16 protein-coding genes are annotated in these 16,505 nt (G+C 71.0%); 5 read left to right on the top strand and 11 right to left on the bottom strand.

The features are described 5' to 3' along the window. Positions 1-31: 31 nt before the first annotated feature. On the top strand, positions 32-1,711 hold the full coding sequence (locus QSK34_RS01685) for a DUF2264 domain-containing protein (RefSeq protein WP_285579122.1): 1,680 nt from the start codon (positions 32-34) through the stop codon (positions 1,709-1,711). Here the strand turns inward: QSK34_RS01685 and QSK34_RS01680 are convergent. From QSK34_RS01680 to QSK34_RS01670, 3 genes are read right to left on the bottom strand one after another with little or no spacing between them, the layout of a single operon-like run. Continuing rightward, a complete protein-coding gene (locus QSK34_RS01680) occupies positions 1,689-4,880 on the bottom strand; it encodes an ATP-binding protein (RefSeq protein ID WP_285579120.1) in 3,192 nt (1,063 codons plus the stop codon). The genes QSK34_RS01685 and QSK34_RS01680 overlap by 23 nt on opposite strands. Beyond that, positions 4,880-5,515, bottom strand: coding sequence for a hypothetical protein (locus QSK34_RS01675; RefSeq protein ID WP_285579118.1), 636 nt, complete (start codon positions 5,513-5,515; stop codon positions 4,880-4,882). The genes QSK34_RS01680 and QSK34_RS01675 overlap by 1 nt, the downstream gene beginning before the upstream one ends. Continuing rightward, complete coding sequence (locus QSK34_RS01670) at positions 5,515-6,504, bottom strand: endonuclease domain-containing protein (protein WP_285579116.1); 990 nt, start codon at positions 6,502-6,504, stop codon at positions 5,515-5,517. The genes QSK34_RS01675 and QSK34_RS01670 overlap by 1 nt, the downstream gene beginning before the upstream one ends. Positions 6,505-6,950: 446 nt before the next feature. On the opposite strand from QSK34_RS01670, the gene QSK34_RS01665 reads away from it, so the two are divergent. Together QSK34_RS01665 and QSK34_RS01660 are read left to right on the top strand one after the other, a co-directional pair. After that, entirely contained in the window at positions 6,951-8,510 is a 1,560-nt protein-coding gene (locus QSK34_RS01665; RefSeq protein ID WP_285579114.1) for a GDSL-type esterase/lipase family protein, read from the top strand. Between the two features lie 22 nt (positions 8,511-8,532). Then, on the top strand, positions 8,533-9,036 hold the full coding sequence (locus QSK34_RS01660; RefSeq protein WP_030450667.1) for an O-acetyl-ADP-ribose deacetylase: 504 nt from the start codon (positions 8,533-8,535) through the stop codon (positions 9,034-9,036). Here the strand turns inward: QSK34_RS01660 and trxA are convergent. Genes trxA through QSK34_RS01630 form a run of 6 tightly spaced genes read right to left on the bottom strand, consistent with a single transcriptional unit; the run spans position 9,027 to position 12,265 of the window. Continuing rightward, positions 9,027-9,341, bottom strand: a complete 315-nt coding sequence (trxA, locus tag QSK34_RS01655) for a thioredoxin (protein ID WP_285579110.1) — start codon at positions 9,339-9,341, stop codon at positions 9,027-9,029. The two genes, QSK34_RS01660 and trxA, sit on opposite strands and share 10 nt — an antisense overlap. Next, on the bottom strand, positions 9,338-9,676 hold the full coding sequence (locus QSK34_RS01650; protein ID WP_062352537.1) for a MerR family transcriptional regulator: 339 nt from the start codon (positions 9,674-9,676) through the stop codon (positions 9,338-9,340). The genes trxA and QSK34_RS01650 overlap by 4 nt, the downstream gene beginning before the upstream one ends. Positions 9,677-9,710: 34 nt before the next feature. After that, positions 9,711-10,490: a class I SAM-dependent methyltransferase gene (locus QSK34_RS01645; RefSeq protein ID WP_285579106.1), complete on the bottom strand. Its 780-nt coding sequence runs from the start codon at positions 10,488-10,490 to the stop codon at positions 9,711-9,713. Positions 10,491-10,546: 56 nt separating this feature from the next. Continuing rightward, positions 10,547-10,723, bottom strand: coding sequence for a DUF4236 domain-containing protein (locus QSK34_RS01640; protein WP_285579104.1), 177 nt, complete (start codon positions 10,721-10,723; stop codon positions 10,547-10,549). A 34-nt stretch (positions 10,724-10,757) separates the two neighbouring features. After that, complete coding sequence (locus QSK34_RS01635; protein ID WP_285579102.1) at positions 10,758-11,471, bottom strand: purine nucleoside phosphorylase YfiH/LACC1 family protein; 714 nt, start codon at positions 11,469-11,471, stop codon at positions 10,758-10,760. A 2-nt stretch (positions 11,472-11,473) separates the two neighbouring features. Continuing rightward, positions 11,474-12,265, bottom strand: coding sequence for a 1-aminocyclopropane-1-carboxylate deaminase/D-cysteine desulfhydrase (locus tag QSK34_RS01630; RefSeq protein ID WP_285579100.1), 792 nt, complete (start codon positions 12,263-12,265; stop codon positions 11,474-11,476). A gap of 18 nt (positions 12,266-12,283) precedes the next feature. On the opposite strand from QSK34_RS01630, the gene galK reads away from it, so the two are divergent. After that, on the top strand, positions 12,284-13,390 hold the full coding sequence (galK, locus tag QSK34_RS01625) for a galactokinase (protein WP_285579098.1): 1,107 nt from the start codon (positions 12,284-12,286) through the stop codon (positions 13,388-13,390). Here galK and QSK34_RS01620 read toward each other — a convergent pair. Next, positions 13,383-14,354, bottom strand: coding sequence for a helix-turn-helix transcriptional regulator (locus QSK34_RS01620; protein WP_285579096.1), 972 nt, complete (start codon positions 14,352-14,354; stop codon positions 13,383-13,385). The two genes, galK and QSK34_RS01620, sit on opposite strands and share 8 nt — an antisense overlap. 62 nt (positions 14,355-14,416) lie before the next feature. On the opposite strand from QSK34_RS01620, the gene QSK34_RS01615 reads away from it, so the two are divergent. After that, positions 14,417-15,619 (top strand): epoxide hydrolase family protein, encoded by a 1,203-nt coding sequence (locus QSK34_RS01615; RefSeq protein ID WP_285579094.1) that lies wholly within the window; start codon positions 14,417-14,419, stop codon positions 15,617-15,619. Here the strand turns inward: QSK34_RS01615 and QSK34_RS01610 are convergent. Then, positions 15,606-16,490, bottom strand: coding sequence for an alpha/beta fold hydrolase (locus QSK34_RS01610; RefSeq protein ID WP_285579092.1), 885 nt, complete (start codon positions 16,488-16,490; stop codon positions 15,606-15,608). The two genes, QSK34_RS01615 and QSK34_RS01610, sit on opposite strands and share 14 nt — an antisense overlap. Positions 16,491-16,505: the final 15 nt, after the last annotated feature.

The following is a 16,505-nucleotide window of genomic DNA, read 5'->3' as shown; positions in this document are numbered from 1 at the left end:
ATATATAAAAATAAGTATTGACAGGAGCGAGATGGCAGCGGATCGTGCGTCGATGGCCCAGCTCGTCCGGGATCTCGTCACCCCGCTCCACCCCTTCTTCAGCCCCGGCCGGGCCCGCCTGAGACTCGGCGTCAACACCGCCCACTACGACGACGCCGCCGCCGAACTGGAGGCCTTCGCCCGCCCCCTGTGGGGCCTGGCGCCCTTGGGTGAGGACCTGGACCCGTGGCGCGAGGGCCTGGCGAACGGCACCGACCCCGGCCACCCCGAATACTGGGGCGACATCGCCGAGGTCGACCAGCGCCTGGTGGAGACGGCCGCGCTCGGCTTCGCCCTCGCCCTGGCGCCCGACCGGTTGTGGGACGGCCTGAGCGGAGCCCAGCGCGACCGCGTGGCGACGTGGCTCTCCCAGGCCTTGGCCCGCTCGGGCGTGGACAACAACTGGCAGTTCTTCCCCGTCCTGGTCGGCCTGGGCCTGCGCCGTGTCGGCGTGCCCTTCGACGAGCCGCCGGTCGAGGCCCGGCTCGACCGGCTGGAGTCGTTCGCCCTGGGCCGCGGCTGGTACTCCGACGGCCCGACCGCCCAGCGGGACTACTACGTGCCGTTCGCGATGCACTACTACGGCCTCATCTACGCCGGTCTGAGCGACAACGCCCGAGCCGAGCGCTTCCGCACCCGTGCGGGGGAGTTCGCCCTCGACTTCCGCCACTGGTTCGCCGCCGACGGCGCGGCCGTGCCCTTCGGCCGGTCGATGACCTACCGGCACGCCCAGGCCGCGTTCTGGGGCGCCCTGGCCTTCGCCGGGGTCGACGCGCTGCCGTGGGGCGAGACCAAGGGCTACCTGCTCCGCCACCTGCGCTGGTGGGACGGCCGCGACGTGGCCACCCGCGACGGCGTCCTGACGATCGGCTACGCCTATCCGCAGCCGCTGCTCGCCGAGCAGTACAACGCCCCCGGGTCGCCCTACTGGGCCATGAAGGCGTTCCTGCCGCTGGCCCTGCCGGACCACCACCCGTTCTGGACCACTCCCGAAACCCCCGCGCCGATGCCCGACGGCGTCGTCCACCAGCCCGAGGCCGGCACGGCCGTGATCCGGTCGGACGAAGGCCGCCACGTGATCGTGCTGAGCACGGCGCAGCACAACATGTGGGCCCGCGGCGGCGCGGCGAAATACGCCAAGTTCGCCTACTCGACGGTCTTCGGCTTCAGCGTCCCCGCCGGAAGCCACGGCCTGGACCAGGGCGCCTTCGACAACACCCTGGCGCTGAGCGACGACGGCGTGCACTGGCGCTGCTGCGAGGTCCCGGAGTCCGTCGGCGACCTCCAGCTGCGCTGGTCCCCGTGGGACGACGTCGAGATCGAGACGTGGCTGATCCCGGGCGTAGCCGACCACCTGCGCGTCCACCGGGTCGTGTCGGCCCGCCGCCTTTTCACCGCGGAGGCCGCCTTCGCCGTGAACCGCGACACCGAAACAGGCCGTGACAGCGGCAAGGGCTACGCGTGGGCGATCTCGGACCAGGGCCTGTCCCGCATCGAGGACGTGACGGAATCCGAATGGCCGACGGGGGTCCGGCGGGAGGGGGAGGTCGTGCAGCCGCACCCCGGGACGAACGTCCTGGTGCCGCGCACGATCCTCCCCACCCTGCGGGGTGAGCACGACCCGGGCGAGTTCTGGCTGACCGGCAGGATCACCGGCTCGCCCGGTCGATGACCTCCTCGGTGGTGAGCGGCGCCCGGGGGTGGTGGCTCAGGCACAGGGGTGTCCGCACCTTCGCGAACCCCGCCCCCTCGGGGGCGACGTAGAACTGGCCGCTGCGCAGCGACCCGATGTCGTCGGCCCTGCCGCCCTTGACCCGGGCCATCTCCTTGGCCGCCTCGATCTGCACCTGCGCGTTGAGCAGCCCGTAGAACTGGGTGGCCGCGTTGCCGGGGATCCGGTTGTGCAGCCCCTTGGGCGCCTGCGTCGCGAACACCAGCCCCAGCCCGTACTTCCGGGCCTGGGAGGCGAGCGCGAGCGTGCTCTGCGTGCACACGGTGGAGGCTCCGGAGGGCGCGAAGTTCTGCGCCTCGTCCATGACGAACAACCCGCCCAGCGGCCGGTCACCCGCCGGGTTCTTCTTGATCCAGGCGAACAGCGCCATCTGCAGCTGGTTCACGAACGACTGCCGCTCGGAGTCGCTCTGCAGCCCCACGAACGAGATGACCGAGACCCGCGCCCGCTTGCCGGCTGCCGGGGTGAGCAACCGCCCGGGATCGACCGGCTGCCCCTCGCCGCCGAACAGCGGATCGTTGACCATCGCGGCCCTGAGCACCTGCGCCAGCCCATCGGCGATCTTGACCGCGCCGCTGATCCGGCTGATGTCCTCGGGAAAGTCGGCCAGCAGCCCGACGAGCCCGTTGAGCCCCCCGCTCCCGTATCTCCCGAAGTGGACGACGGCCTCCTTGAGCACCGCCCGCGCCACTTCGGCCTTGCTCGTGTTGCCCTCGGCCTTGGCCCTGGGAACCAGCGCCGCCACGGCGGCGTCGACGGCCTCGTTGAACTCGTCGACGTCGTCCCGGACACCGGCGAAGTCCGGCAGCGGCCGGAACGCCAGCGGCCGCCCCTTCTCCCGGCGCGGGGTCCAGATGACGACGTCGGTGTCGGCGATGTAGCGTGCCGCCCGCGCGGCGTCGCCGGGCCCCCAGGCGGAGGGCTCCTCGGGCCAGGCGTCACCGAGCCGGGCGAGGTCGTTGTTGGTGTCGAGCACGATCGAGGAGACGCCCTGCAACGCGCACTCTTCGATGATCCGCCTGATCAGGACGGTCTTGCCCGAGCCGGAACCGGCGAAGATCGCGGTGTGCTTCCGCAGCGCCTCCAGCTCGACCGAGACGGGCAGCCCACGCTCATAAGACCGGCCGACGACCAGGGTGGGCGCCTTGGCGGGCAGGTCCACCGGCCCGACGAGGGTCACGGGCGAGTGCCCCGAAGTGCCCGCCTCGCGGGTCGGCAGTGCGGGCGGCTCCTCAAGGATGTCGCCCTCAGGTGCTTTTGGGACGTGGTGCACCTGCGGAGCGGCCTGCGGCTCGTCGGACCAGCCTTCGAGGACGTCCCTGAGCAGCTTGATCGCGCTGGCCGGCCGCTTGAGGACCAGCCACTTGTTGAGGCTGGGCGGGTTCTGCGCCATCAGGTCACGGAGAGCGCTGAGGGTCCTCAGGTCGTCCTCGTCGACGGTGACGACCCGGCCGCCCCGGGCCCGGAAGTCGGCCAGGGCCTGCTGGGTCTTCGGCCCGGCGGCCCACGGAACGTTCCGGAGCACGATGAGCCTGCGCTTGGGCGTCTCGGCTTCGAGACCCGCCGCGATGGCCGCCCGCTTCAGCCGGGTCAGCGCCGCGTTCGGATGCTTGGCGCTGATGCCGCGGATCGCCCAGTGGATCTCGTCCTCCCTGGCCTCGTCGAGGATCTGGCGGAGCCGCGCGTGCAGGGAGGTCTTCTGGCCGAAGGTCGGGTCGACCTTGTAGGTCGTCGAGTCGTCGCCCTTCTCGATGGCCCAGGCCTGCAGCCCGGCGGCGAGCAGGCCGGGCAGGACGGCGTCCTCCTGCGTCGCGTCGAGGGCTCCGGTGACGTGGGCGGCGTCTTCCAGCAGGGCGAACTTGGTCTCGATGCCGTGGACTTCGCTGAGCGTCGTCTGTATCGCGGTGACCGGTTCGACGTGGTGCGTCTCGACCCCGTCGAACCGGAAGAGCTCTTTCACCTCGCCCCGCGCGACGCAGGCCCCGATGTGGTCGGTGAGGGCGCGGAGGATGTTCCGCGGCGTGTAGAACGGCGCTTCGGCGAACGCCTCCGGCCGGACCGGCCACGTCGGGTAGGGCGGCTCGAACCCGATGCTCTTGAAGTGCTCCGCGAGCCGCCGGATCACCAGCTCGCGGCCCACCTCGGGCGACGGGACGCGCTTCAGGACGGTGGTCTGCTCGAACCGGTCCTTGAAGCTGGCGACCGACAGTTGCCTGAGCAGGATCCACGTGTCCGGGAGGCATGACACGACCGAGAGGGTCCTGCTGGTCACCTCGCGCAGCGAGGTCAGCCCGTGGGCGATCTGCAGAGCCGTGGCCCGCGTGCGAGGGTCGACCTCGCCGTTCCCGAACAGCGCCATCGAGTTGATGAGCGGGTCGAGCTGGTCGAAGGCCATGACGCTGGGCCCGGTCATCGCGAGCAGCCGGGAGATGTCCCGGACCAGCTCCTGGGGGGTCCGGATGACCGGCCGGAATCCCCAATCCCGGCGGCTTCCGTCGAAGTCCTCCATCCCGTACATGTAGCCGTCGCCCAGGCTGGCCAGGTTGTAGTCGCTGGAGGCGAGCAGGACCAGCGCGCGAGCGGTGTCCTGCGCCTCCATGAACACCCGGGAGTCCCGCTTGTGCAGCCCCTGCAGGAACTCCTTCAGGTGTTCCTTCTCCAGAGGCTGGTTGCCGATCACGGCCTGCTGGGTCCGGCGGGGCAGTGACATCGGCTCTGTCAGGTTGCGGAGGAAGCGCTTGAGCTGGCTCTCCTCGTCGGCCCCGATCCTGGCGAGACCGTCCTGGATGGACACCAGGGCGCTCTCCCAGAAGTTGCGCGCGTCGAGCACGCTCATCAGGAAGAAGTAACCGTCGCGCCGGATGACCTGCTCGCGCAGCCAGCTCATCAGGTGCGTCTTGCCGCTGCCCGCCGTCCCTTCGAGGACGACGCCGATCGGGCTGGAGGTGCCCACGCTGAGGGCGGCGGCGTCCAGGCCCGAGGTGAGCGCCTTCGACGCCTGGGGATGCATCCCCTCGACGTGGAACGGCACCGGGTGCCACACGTCCTCGGCGCCGTTGACCGTCGAGATGATGTTCAGCGAGCTGATCGCGTACCAGTCTGTGATCATCAGCGGGCGCCGATCCGCAGCTGATGGTTCGGCTCGTTGCCGATCATGACGGCGGCGGCGTGGTCCTCGGGCGACAGGTGGCCGACGATCGCCGCGGCGAGGATGTGGACCTCGGGCGCGTTCAGCAACATCCGGCGCAGGGCGTTGTCCTGCTCGGACCGGTCGATGTCGCTCAGCAGCGGCCGCAACTTCGTCAGCGACACCCACTCCCCCACTCCGGGAGTGATCTTCGCGTAGGCCTCGCGGATGCGGTCCTCCACCTCGTCGTCCGTGCGCCCGGCCGGAGCCGCCACCGGTTCGGGCACCGACTCCACGGCGACCGGCGTCTCGGGCCTCAGCAGGGTGCGCAGGTAGAGCAACGCCAGAGTCTTGCCCGACCGCGAGGTCACCGCGACCCCCTTCTGCACCTCTTCCAGCGCCCTCTCCTCACCGTCGGGCGTGACCGAATACCAGATGGTGCCGCGCTCCCGCTTCTCCGACTCGATCAGCTTGGCGTCGACCAACCCCGCACGGTTCTTGGCGTCGAGGTCCAGGCCCCAGTTCTCCTTCAAATCCTTGTGACCCACGGCGGTGCCCAGCTCCTTGAGCACAAGGAGGGCCGCAACCTGCCGGTATGTGAGTCTTTCTTCGGACATCAACCTGCTCCTTCGTTCAGTCCGAGGCGTCGCCCCAGGAGGAATTCCTTGATCCGGCGGAGCACCGCCGGCAGATCGTCGAGCACCTGCTCGTTGGTGAAGCGCAACACGGTGAACCCGTCACGTTCCAAACGCCGGTCCCGAATTCGGTCCATCTCGGCCTTGGCCGCTGTCCGGTGCTCGGGACCGTCGAGTTCGACGACGCACTTCTCCCGCGCCCACATCAGATCCGTGCGGATCGTCACGAACAGCGAGTCGGTCGACGCGTAGGTCTGGTTCCATTCGCGCCCGTGGGCCCAGGGGCAGTCGAGCAGGGCCTTCTCCACGGCCTGCTCGACCTCGCTGTAGCGGGCGGGCTCACCACGGAGCGGCGGCACCCGGAGGACCTCGACGGGCGTCTCGGACGGCGGAAGTTCGCGGGCCAGCCGGGCGACCGCCTCCGGGACCTTCAGGTGAACGGTCTCGACCCGCTTCACCTCGGGGCCGACCAGCCAGACGCCCATCCCGCTCTGATGGGCCAGCCATTCAGATCCGGCGACCAGCACCGTCTCGCCGTGGGAGCTCAGCTTCTCCGGCACGTGGACGACGAGCGCCACCTCACAACGCCGGAAAGCGGCCCCGACGACCCGGGCCAGCCCGGCCGCGCGGACCTCCGCGGGAAACGCCCGGCTCCGTGTGGACCGGAGCCCGAGGGCGAACGGGTCCCGGTGCTGAATCGCGTGCGCGGCGAGTTCCGCCAGGAACGGTCCGAAATGACGGGTGCCTGTCGCCATGCGCATCGCGAGAACACGCGCCGCCGCCATTCCGCCGCCACCCGGGCCGTCGAGTTTCCCGCCCTCGGGCAGCCAGTCGGGAAAGAGCTTGACGGCCAGCGTCTCCAGTTCCTGGAGGATGGATCCGACCAGCTCAGGCACCGAGTCGCACTCCGCGGCCGCATACGTGACGACCGCCGGCCCGGTCTCCGGTAAAGGGTCCAGCAACAATTCCATGACATTGGCGTCAATAGTGGAATCGACTCCGGCAATGCGGAGCACCCTCCCCACCGGGAGATCGCCCCACGAGAATGGCATGCCGGTTCCCTCTGGACAGTCATCTGAAAACGTGACGCCGCAGAGGGTATAGGGCACACCGCATGATGCGCAGGAATTCCAGAGATATCACTGTTTCCGGAGTAACAAAACCATCGAAACAGTCATCCTGACAATCCATCAAATCCCGCTATATCCGAACAAATCCGGGTCGCTCCCGTACAGGAAAACCCACACCACCCCGGACCGCCATCAGATCCGACCTATGTCCGATTTCGAGGCACTCGAACGTGTACTTTGTCACGTTCCCAACGCCCAGACATCCAACCTATCTGTTGACGACAAAGACCTGTCAGCTTAATCTCGCCCTGATCACGAGCGTGGTCTCGTACAGGCAGAAGGACACGATGCAACGGTTAATCCGGGCGCTCGCCGCCGCTCTCGTCGCGGTTCTCGTCGCGGCGAACCTCCCCGCCCCGGCCTCCGCCGCCACCTGGCTCGGCACGTGGGCGGCCTCGCCCCAGAGTGGAAGCCGCGAGTTCAACAACCAGACCCTGCGCCAGATCGTCCGCACCAGCATCGGCGGGTCGGCCGTGCGGGTGCAGCTCTCCAACGCCTTCGGCACCCGTGCCATCACCGTCTCCAACGTGCACGTCGCCAGAAGGACCACCGGGTCGTCGGTCGACCCGGCCACCGACCGGACGCTGACGTTCGGCGGGCAGAGGTCGGTGACCATCCCCATCGGGGGGCTGGCCGTCAGCGACGCGGCGAGTGTGCCGGTCGCGGCCTCCTCCGACCTGGCGGTGAGTTTCCACCTGCCGTCCGCCACCGGGCCGGCGACCTATCACCAGACGGCGCTGCAGACCAGTTACATCGCGAGCGGCAACGTCGCGGGCAACGCATCAATCACGCCGACCGGGGAGACGGGAGACACCTTCGTCCTCTCGGGCGTCGACGTCGACAACGCGGCCGGGACCGGCACCGTCGTGGCGCTGGGGGCCTCGATCGTCGACGGGGTCGCCTCCAGTCACAACGCCAACCGGCGGTGGCCGAACCTGCTGTCGAACCGGCTCAACGCGTCCGGACGGACGGTCGGTGTCGTCAACCAGGGCATCAGCGGCAACCAGCTGCTCCGTGACGGCGCGGGGCAGAGCGCCATCAACCGGTTCGAGCGCGACGTGCTTAATCAGACCGGGGTGAAGTGGGTGGTCTTCGCCGACAACCCCATCAACGACGTCGGTTCGAACCGGCCCGTGCCCACGGCGCAGCAGCTCATCACCGGGGCTCAGAACCTCATCGACCGGGCGCACGCCCGGGGCATCCAGTTCATCTGCGCCACGCTCACCCCCTTCCAGGGGGCGAACTACTGGACGCAGGAAGGCGAGAACAGCCGCGCCGCCTACAACGCGTGGGTGCGCGGCGCGGGCAGCGGGTGTGACCGGGTCGTCGACTTCGACGCCGCCACGCGCGATCCCGCCAACCCGACCCGGTTCCTGCCGGCCTACGACCCGGGCGACCACCTCCACCCGAACGACGCCGGGTTCCAGGCCATGGCCGACGCGTTCGACCTCGCCTGGTTCGGGGCCACCAGCGGGACCCCGGGCATCCAGCTCCGCTCGCGCGCCAACAACCAGCTCGTCAACGCCGGGCCGACCCTGGTCGCGAACGGCAACGCGACCACGTTCGACCGCGTCGACCTGGGCAACGGCACCATCGCCCTCCGATCGCGGGCCAACAACATGTACGTCGCCGCCGAGGCCGCCGGGGCGCAGCCGCTCGTCGCCAACCGGACCGCCGTCGGGCCGTGGGAGACCTTCCAGGTGATCAACAATCCCAACGGCACGATCAGCCTCCGTGCCCAGGCCAACGGCAACCTGGTCTGCGCCGACGGCGGGGGCGCGCAGCCCCTCATCGCCAACCGGACCGCGATCGGGCCCTGGGAGCAGTTCGACGTGGTGAACGTCTGACCCCAGCGGGAACAATGCGGCCATGCGGATCATCGTGGTCAAGGGTGACATCACCGATCAGCGGGCCGACGCGATCGTCAACGCCGCCAACTCCTCATTGCTGGGAGGGGGCGGCGTCGACGGCGCGATCCACCGGAAGGGCGGCAGCGAAATTCTGGAGGCGTGCCGCAGGCTGCGGGCCTCCGCCTACGGCAAGGGGCTGCCCCCCGGGCAGGCGGTGGCCACCACGGCGGGGCGGCTTCCGGCGAAGTGGGTGATCCACACCGTCGGGCCGGTGCACAGCAGGAGCGAAGACCGGTCGAAGACGCTGGCGTCGTGTTATCGCGAGGCGCTGCGAGTGGCCGACGAGCTGGGGGCCACGACGGTCGCCTTCCCGGCGGTGTCGGCGGGCATCTACGGCTGGCCGATGGACGACGCGGCCCGGATCGCCGTCGAGACCGTCAGGGGGACCCCCACGAAGGTGGAGGAGGTGCGGTTCGTGTTGTTCACCGACGAGGCCTACGAGCACTTCCAGGCTCAGATGTGAGGGGCGATCCCGTCGACGATGGCGCGCTTGGGGCGGGCGCCCTTGATCTGGTGGACGACCTCGCCGTCGCGGTAGAGGTTCAGGGTGGGCAGGCCGATGACGTCGTAGCGCAGCGCGATCGACGGGTGCTCGTCAGCGTTGATCTTGGCGATGACGACCTTGTCGCCGTACTCGCGCTCGATCTCCTCCAGGATGGGGGAGATCATCTTGCAGGGCGGGCACCACTCGGCCCAGAAGTCGAGCAGCACCGGGCGGTCGCTGCCCAGCACGTCGCGCTCGAACGTCTCCGCGGTGACCTCGATCATGTGTTCCTCCGTAGCATCTCGTCGCGGCGGGCCATCAGGTCCCGGATCTCGGTGTCGATCTCGGCGAGCTTGCGGCGGACGACGTCGACCGACTCGGGGCAGACCCCGCCCGACTCGTTGCCGGCGCGCAGGCAGGCCACGAACGGGCGGGCGTCCTCCAGGGTGAAGCCGACGGCCATCAGCGCCCGGATCTCCTGGACGAGCCGCACGTCGGCCTCGTCGTACTCGCGGTATCCGTTGGCGCCCCGGCGGGCGGCCAGCAGGCCCTTCTCCTCGTAATGGCGCAGCGAGCGGGTGCTCACACCCGATCGCCGTGCCAGCTCACCGATCCGCATATCCGCAGGCTAAACCTTCACATCAGCGTCAGGGTCAAGCCCGGCAGAGGACTTCGCCGTGCACGATCGTCAGGAAGCCGTCGGGGTCGGCGGCCCAGGTGAGCCAGCCGTCGGCGATGCGCCGCAGATCCTCCGGCGTGGCCAGCCCCGCGTCCAGGGCCTGGCGGCCCAGCGACGACTTCACGACGCGGTCGGCCCACATGCCGCCCCAGAACGCCCGGTCGTCGGGGGTGGCGAAGGTCCAGGTGGAGGTGGACACCTCGATGTCGGCGAACCCGGCGGCGCGGGCCCACGAGAGCATCCGGCGGCCGGCGTCGGGCTCGCCGTCGTTGCGCCGGGCCACGGCGTAGTAGAGCGCGAGCCACTCGTCGAGCTCCGGCAGCGCCGGAAACCAGGTGAACGCGCCGTAGTCGCTGTCGCGGGCGGCGACCAGCCGGGCGACCCTGCCCATCTCGCGGAGCGCCCCGACCGGGTCGGCGAGGTGCTGCAGGACCTGGTGGGCGTGCGCGACGTCGAAGGCCTTGTCGCCGTACGGCAGCGCGTGCGCGTCGGCCACCTCGAAGGCGATGTTCGGCGTGCCCCGCCGCTCCGCCTCGGCGCGGGCGAGACCGAGCTCGCCGGGCCCGATCTCGGTGGCGGTGACGTGGGCGACCCGGGCCGCCAGGTCGGCGGTGATGGTGCCGGGGCCGCAGCCCACGTCGAGCAAAGTGGTGTCGGGGGTCAGGTGCGGCAGCAGGTGGGCCGCGGAGTTCTCGGCGGTGCGCCAGCGGTGGGACCGCAGCACGCTCTCATGGTGCCCATGCGTGTAGTGCATGGGCACGAGAGTAGTACCGTCTCGCGATACGAGAAGATACGTATCGAATAGTGAGACTAGAACGTCTTGCCGAGGTGGAACCCGCCGGGCAGCCGCACGGTCACGTGGCGACGCCCGTCAGGGGTGCGATAGACGTGGAAACGACGGCCCCCGTAGCTGCGGGAGACGCCGTGACGTGAAAGGTGAAAGCGCAGCGGTCCGACTTTTACCGACTTCCGGTAGTCCCATCCCATGCCCGGAGAACGAGCGGAATCGGGGGGAAAGTTCCTAGCCGAGCCAGATATAGGCCCCGAAGCGCCCGGTCTGCCCTTCGCGGCGGTATGAGTAGAGATCGCCGGATTCGATGGTGCACCGGGCGTCGTGCCGGACGTCGCCCACCCCGGCCCGGGAGAGCTGCGCCGAGATGGCCGCCCGCAGGTCGACCGACGGGGTGCCGCGCGATGTCGTGGCCCAGGCCTCGGGGACGACGGCGGCGACCTCCTCGCGCATCTCGGCGGGCACCTCGTAGCACCGCCCGCAGGCGGCCGGACCGACCAGCGCGACCATCCGGCCCGGGTCTCCCCCACGCCCGGCCATGGCCTCGACCAGGGCGGGCACCACTCCGGCGAGCGTGCCGGGCCGCCCCGAGTGGGCGGCGCCCACCAGCCGGGCGACCGGATCGGCCACCAGCACCTGGGCGCAGTCGGCGGCCAGCGAGACCAGCGCCAGCCCTTCCTCTGCGGTGAAGATCGCGTCGAGGCCGGGCGGGTCGTCGCCGAACGGCCGGTCGACGTAGGCGACCTCGCGCCCGTGGACCTGGCGCATGAGCACCACACGCGAGGGGTCGACGCCGACCTCGAGAGCGGTCATCCGCCGGTTGGCCGCGACGTTGCCGGGGTCGTCGCCGACGGCCCCGCCGAGGTTCCGGCCGCCGAACGGGGCCGGGCTCACGCCGCCACGGCGATCGGTGATCACGGCGTGTACGCCCTCGGCCAGCAGCACCCTCACACCCTACCGGTGATCACCGCGACGGCCGTGGGACCGAGGCCGAGGGCGCGGATGCCGTACATCATCTTGGCTGTGTAGACGTGGTCGAGCCGGAGGCCGTGCCGGGTCTCGAAATCACCGATGAACGCGCTCAGTTCCGGTGTGGTGCGGGCGTAGCCCCCGAAATGGAACCCGGTCTCGACGCGCCAGTTGGGTGTGACGTGGCCGAGCGCCTCGGTCTGGAGGCGGGCGACCTCGTCGTACAGGAACGAACCGCCTTTCAGCACGGAGAACCCGACGGCCGTGAACCCCGGCGGCAGCCCGGCCGCGAGGCCGGCCAGCGTGCCCCCGGTCCCGACGGGGCAGCACACCACCGCCTCCCCGAGATGGGCCAGCTCGGGCCCGATCTCCATGCACCCGCGCACCGCCTCGGCGTTCGACCCGCCCTCGGGCAGCACGCGGTGGCCGGGGAACTCCTCGCGCACGAGCCGCAGCACCTCGGGCGAGGTCTTCGCCCGGTAGCGCGTGCGGTCGAGGAACATCAGCCGCATCCCGCACGCCACCGCGAAGTCGAGCACCTCGTTCCTGACCGGCTCGCCCCGGATCACCCCGCCGGTCGGGAAGCCGAACTCGCGCCCGGCCGCCGCGACGGCCCTGATGTGGTTCGAGTAGGCCCCGCCGAAGGTCACGATCGGCTCGCCCGTGAGGTTGTACTTGAGCTTGCGCCACTTGTTGCCGGGGATGTCGGGATGCAGAAGATCGTCGCGCTTCAGCAGGACCCCGTCGGCGCGGGTGAGAGGCGAGACCACAGCGATAACCTAACGGCCATGCGGGTCGTTTCCTCCTTTGAGACCGCCTTCGGCGGCACCCCCGAGGGCGTCTGGCACGCCCCCGGCCGGGTCAACCTGATCGGCGAACACACCGACTACAACGACGGCCTGGTGCTTCCCTTCGCGGTGCCCTGGGGCGTCTCGGCGGCGGTCGCCCGGCGGTCCGACGACCGCGTGCGGGTCGTGTCGGCGCAGGCGGGCGGCGGCCCGGTCGAGGAGGTCGCCGGGTGGGCGGCCTACCCGATCGGCGTGGCCCTGACCATGCGGAAGGCCGGTCTCCCGGTCGGCGGCGCCGACATCGCGATCGACGGTGACATCCCCCGGGGCGCGGGCCTGTCGTCGAGCGCGGCCCTGGAGGTCTCGGTCGCGCTGGCGCTGAACGACCTCTACGACCTCGGCCAGAGCCCGATGGAACTGGCCCTGCTGGGGCAGCGGGCCGAGAACGAGGTCGTCGGCATGCCGTGCGGCATCATGGACCAGGCCGCCTCGGCCCTGTCGGAGGAGGGTCACGTCCTCCTGCTCGACTGCCGCTCCCTGGGCAGCCGCACGATCCCCTTCGACCTGCCCTCCCAGGGCCTCGAACTCGTCATCATCGACACCGGCGTCCACCACGAGCTGGCCGACGGCCAGTACGCCCGGCGCCGGGCCGACTGCGAGAGCGCCGCCGCGAAACTGGGCGTCGAGGCCCTGCGCGACGTCACCGACCTCGCGGCCGCCCTGTCCGGGTTGAGCGGAGACGAGCGCAAACGCACCCAGCACGTCGTGACCGAGAACCACCGCGTGGAAGCCGTCGTCGGCCTCCTGCGGGCCGGTGCGGTGGCCGAGATCGGCGCGCTGCTGAACGCCTCCCACCTGTCGCTGCGCGACCAGTTCGAGGTGAGCTGCGCCGAACTCGACGTGGCGGTCGAATCGGCGGTCAGGGGCGGCGCGCGGGGCGCCCGCATGACCGGCGGCGGCTTCGGCGGCTCCGCCATCGCCCTGGTCGCGGCCGACCGCGCCGACACGATGCGCCGGACGGTGGCGGAGGCCTACGAGGCGAAGGGCTGGCAGCCCCCCGTCTTCCGCACCGCCACGCCCTCGGCGGGAGCCCGCAGGCTCAGCTAGCGCCGCGATCCCCGGGAACCGCGCGCCGGTAGCGGTCGGCCAGCGCGCGGAGCTCCGCGACGAGCTCAGGCGGCCCGGTGACCTCGAAGTCGGCGTCGAGCAGGCCGAGATGGCAGGCCAGCGTCTGGGGCGTGTCCGAGCCGACCTCGGCCACGCAGGCGTCGTCGCCCAGGGGTTCCACCGGGACGCCGGGCGGCAGCCGCTCGCGCACGTGCCCGGCCGGCGCGCGGACCGTCACCCGCGCCCGGTACCGCCAGGTGGCGGTGGCCAGGCCGGTGGCGACATGGCCCGCCAGGTCGCCGCCGGGAGGCTCGCGCGGGGTGAACCGGGGGCCGTTCGGGCTGCGCAACCGCATGCGGTCGACCCGGAAGGTGCGCCAGTCGGACCGGGCGACGTCCCAGCCGACCAGGTACCAGCGGCCCCGGCTGTGCGCGAGCCGGTGCGGCTCGACCTCGCGGCGGCCGGCCGCCCCGTCGTGGCCGACGTAGTCGAACCGGAGCCGCTCGTGGTCGCGCGCGGCGGCCGCGATGGCGGTGAGCGTGTCGGCGTCCACGCGGGGGCCCGCCTGCGGAAGCGGGACGAGGTGCGCGCGCAGCCCGTTGACCCGGCGGCGCAGCCGGGCGGGCAACATCTGTTCGAGCTTGGTCAGGGCCCGCAGCGCCGCCTCCTCGATGCCGGTCACCGCGCCCTGGGTGGCGCCCACCCGCAGCCCGACCGCGACGGCGACCGCCTCGTCGTCGTCGAGCAGCAGCGGCGGCAGCCGCGCGCCCGACCCGAGCCGGTAGCCGCCGGTGACGCCCCTGACGCCCTCCACCGGATAGCCGAGGCCGCGCAGGCGTTCGACGTCGTTGCGCACCGTGCGCACGGTGACGCCCAGACGCTCGGCCAGTTCCGGTCCGCTCCAGTCGCGCGGCGTCTGCAGGAGGGAGAGCAGCCGCAGCAGTCGTTGTGCCGTGTCCGACATGGGATGAAGTCTGCCGCGATACAGGAACGGTATGTTCCGGTATCGATCCTAGATTTTCCGTCATGGACGACAACACCGACATCCGCCCGTTCCGCGTCGACATCCCGCAGGCCGATCTGGACGACCTGCACGACCGCCTCACCCGCGCCCGCTGGCCCCGGCGGCTCGGCGGCGCCGGCTGGGAGCGCGGCGTCCCGGTGGACCACCTCAGGGAGCTGGCGGCCTACTGGGCCGACGGGTTCGACTGGCGCGCCCAGGAGAAGGCGCTCAACGAGCACCCGCAGTTCGTCACCACGATCGACGGCCAGGACATCCACTTCCTGCACGTCCGCTCCCCCGAGCCCGGCGCGCTGCCGCTGATCCTCAGCCACGGCTGGCCGGGCTCCTTCGCCGACTTCCTGGACGTGATCGGCCCCCTGACCGATCCCCGCGCGCACGGCGGCGACCCGGCCGACGCCTTCCACGTCGTGATCCCGTCGCTGCCCGGCTTCGCGTTCTCCACCCCGGTGCGCGAACCCGGCTGGGGCGACCTGTTCCGGGTGGCCACCGCGTTCGGCGAGCTGATGCGCCGGCTCGGCTACGAGCGGTTCGCCGCGCAGGGCGGCGACATCGGGGGCGGCGTCACCACGCTGCTGCCCATGGCCGCCCCCGGCGGCGTGGTCGCCACCCACGTGAACGGCCCGTCGCCCTACCCGTTCGGCCCGCCCGTCGAGCTCGACGGCCTGTCGGACGCCGACCGGGCCCGCGCCGAGCGGTTCAACACCTTCCGCCAGGACGGCCTCGGCTACCTGCACCTGCAGGCGACCCGCCCGCAGACCGTCGCCTACGCGCTGAACGACTCGCCGATCGCACAGCTGGCCTGGATCGTGGAGAAGTTCAAGGAGTGGACCGACCCCGCCGCCGACCTGCCCGAGGACGCGGTGGGCCGCGACCGGCTGCTCACCACCGTGAGCCTGTACTGGTTCACCGGCTCCGGCGCGTCGTCGGCCGGCATCCTGTACGACGGCATGCGCGCCTACCGCGAGATGGCCGCCGCCCCGGCGGACGGCGGCCAGGCCGGGTGGCCGTCGGCCCCGTTGCCGCCGCAGGGTGTGGCGGTGTTCGCGGCGGACATGACGATCCGCGCCCTCGCCGACCCGGCGGGCGCCGTCGGCCACTGGTCGGAGTTCGACCGGGGCGGTCACTTCCCGGCGATGGAGACGCCCGAGCTGCTGGTCGGCGACCTGCGCACGTTCTTCCGCGTCGCGCGGCTCACCCAGAGATAACCGTCTTCCACGTCCGGTCGAGGAAGTTCGCGATCAGCGGCGCGATCTCCGGCAGGTACTCCTCCAGGGCGAAGTGGCCCGTCGGGTAGACGTGCAGCTCGGCGTCCGGGACGTCGCGCAGGTAGGCGTGCGCGCCCGGTTCGGGGAAGAACATGTCGTTCGCCCCCCAGGTGATCAGCATCGGCGGGCGCCGGGTGCGGAGCCACTCCTGCCACTCCGGGTAGTGGTCCAGGTTGGCGTGGTAGTTCAGCAGCAGGTCGAGCTGCGGCCGGGCCCGTTCGGGCTTGTCGAGGAAGTACTGGTCGAGCACCCAGCTGTCCGGCGAGACCAGCTGGACGTCGCCGGTGCCCGCCTCGTACTGCTTGCGGGTGACCGGGAGGGTCAGCATCTCCCGGGCCGCCTCCTCCCCCTCGTGGCCGGGCCGCAGGGCCACCAGCTTGCGCATGGCCTCGCCCAGGCCCTCCTCGTAGGCGTTGCCGTTCTGGACCACCAGGCCGGCGATGCGTTCGGGGTGGCGCAGGGCCACGCGGAAGCCGACCGGGGCGCCGTAGTCGAAGACGTACATGACGAAGTGGTCGAGGCGGAGCCGCTCGACGAAGCCCGCCATGACCTCGCCCAGCCGGTCGAAGGTCAGCGGGCTCGCCGGGACGTCGCTGTGGCCGAAGCCCGGCAGGTCGGGCGCGATCAGCCGGTAGTGGGCGCCGAGGGCGTCGACGAGCCGGCGATATTGGTGCGAGGCCGACGGGAAGCCGTGCAGCAGGAGCAGCACGGGCGACTGGTCGGTCTCGGGTACGGATTCGCGGTAGAAGACCCGGAGGCCGTCGATGTCGATGTGACGGTGCAGGGTCCGTGTGACGATCGGGAACGCCATTTCGCATCACCTCCC

The sequence above is a fragment of the Herbidospora sp. NBRC 101105 genome, assembly GCF_030269205.1.
GTDB classification, from domain to species: domain Bacteria; phylum Actinomycetota; class Actinomycetes; order Streptosporangiales; family Streptosporangiaceae; genus Herbidospora; species Herbidospora solisilvae.
This window is presented reverse-complemented; position numbering and strand designations above follow the sequence as displayed.

Coding starts and splice junctions, on each gene's coding strand:
- QSK34_RS01665 (WP_285579114.1), top strand. CDS start 6,951: ATGCAACGGTTAATCCGGGCGCTCGCCGCCGCTCTCGTCGCGGTTCTC.
- QSK34_RS01640 (WP_285579104.1), bottom strand. CDS start 10,723: ATGGGATGGGACTACCGGAAGTCGGTAAAAGTCGGACCGCTGCGCTTT.
- QSK34_RS01615 (WP_285579094.1), top strand. CDS start 14,417: ATGGACGACAACACCGACATCCGCCCGTTCCGCGTCGACATCCCGCAG.
- QSK34_RS01620 (WP_285579096.1), bottom strand. CDS start 14,354: ATGTCGGACACGGCACAACGACTGCTGCGGCTGCTCTCCCTCCTGCAG.
- galK (WP_285579098.1), top strand. CDS start 12,284: ATGCGGGTCGTTTCCTCCTTTGAGACCGCCTTCGGCGGCACCCCCGAG.
- QSK34_RS01675 (WP_285579118.1), bottom strand. CDS start 5,515: ATGTCCGAAGAAAGACTCACATACCGGCAGGTTGCGGCCCTCCTTGTG.
- QSK34_RS01680 (WP_285579120.1), bottom strand. CDS start 4,880: ATGATCACAGACTGGTACGCGATCAGCTCGCTGAACATCATCTCGACG.
- QSK34_RS01685 (WP_285579122.1), top strand. CDS start 32: ATGGCAGCGGATCGTGCGTCGATGGCCCAGCTCGTCCGGGATCTCGTC.
- QSK34_RS01645 (WP_285579106.1), bottom strand. CDS start 10,490: ATGCACTACACGCATGGGCACCATGAGAGCGTGCTGCGGTCCCACCGC.
- QSK34_RS01650 (WP_062352537.1), bottom strand. CDS start 9,676: ATGCGGATCGGTGAGCTGGCACGGCGATCGGGTGTGAGCACCCGCTCG.
- QSK34_RS01610 (WP_285579092.1), bottom strand. CDS start 16,490: ATGGCGTTCCCGATCGTCACACGGACCCTGCACCGTCACATCGACATC.
- QSK34_RS01660 (WP_030450667.1), top strand. CDS start 8,533: ATGCGGATCATCGTGGTCAAGGGTGACATCACCGATCAGCGGGCCGAC.
- QSK34_RS01670 (WP_285579116.1), bottom strand. CDS start 6,504: ATGGAATTGTTGCTGGACCCTTTACCGGAGACCGGGCCGGCGGTCGTC.
- trxA (WP_285579110.1), bottom strand. CDS start 9,341: ATGATCGAGGTCACCGCGGAGACGTTCGAGCGCGACGTGCTGGGCAGC.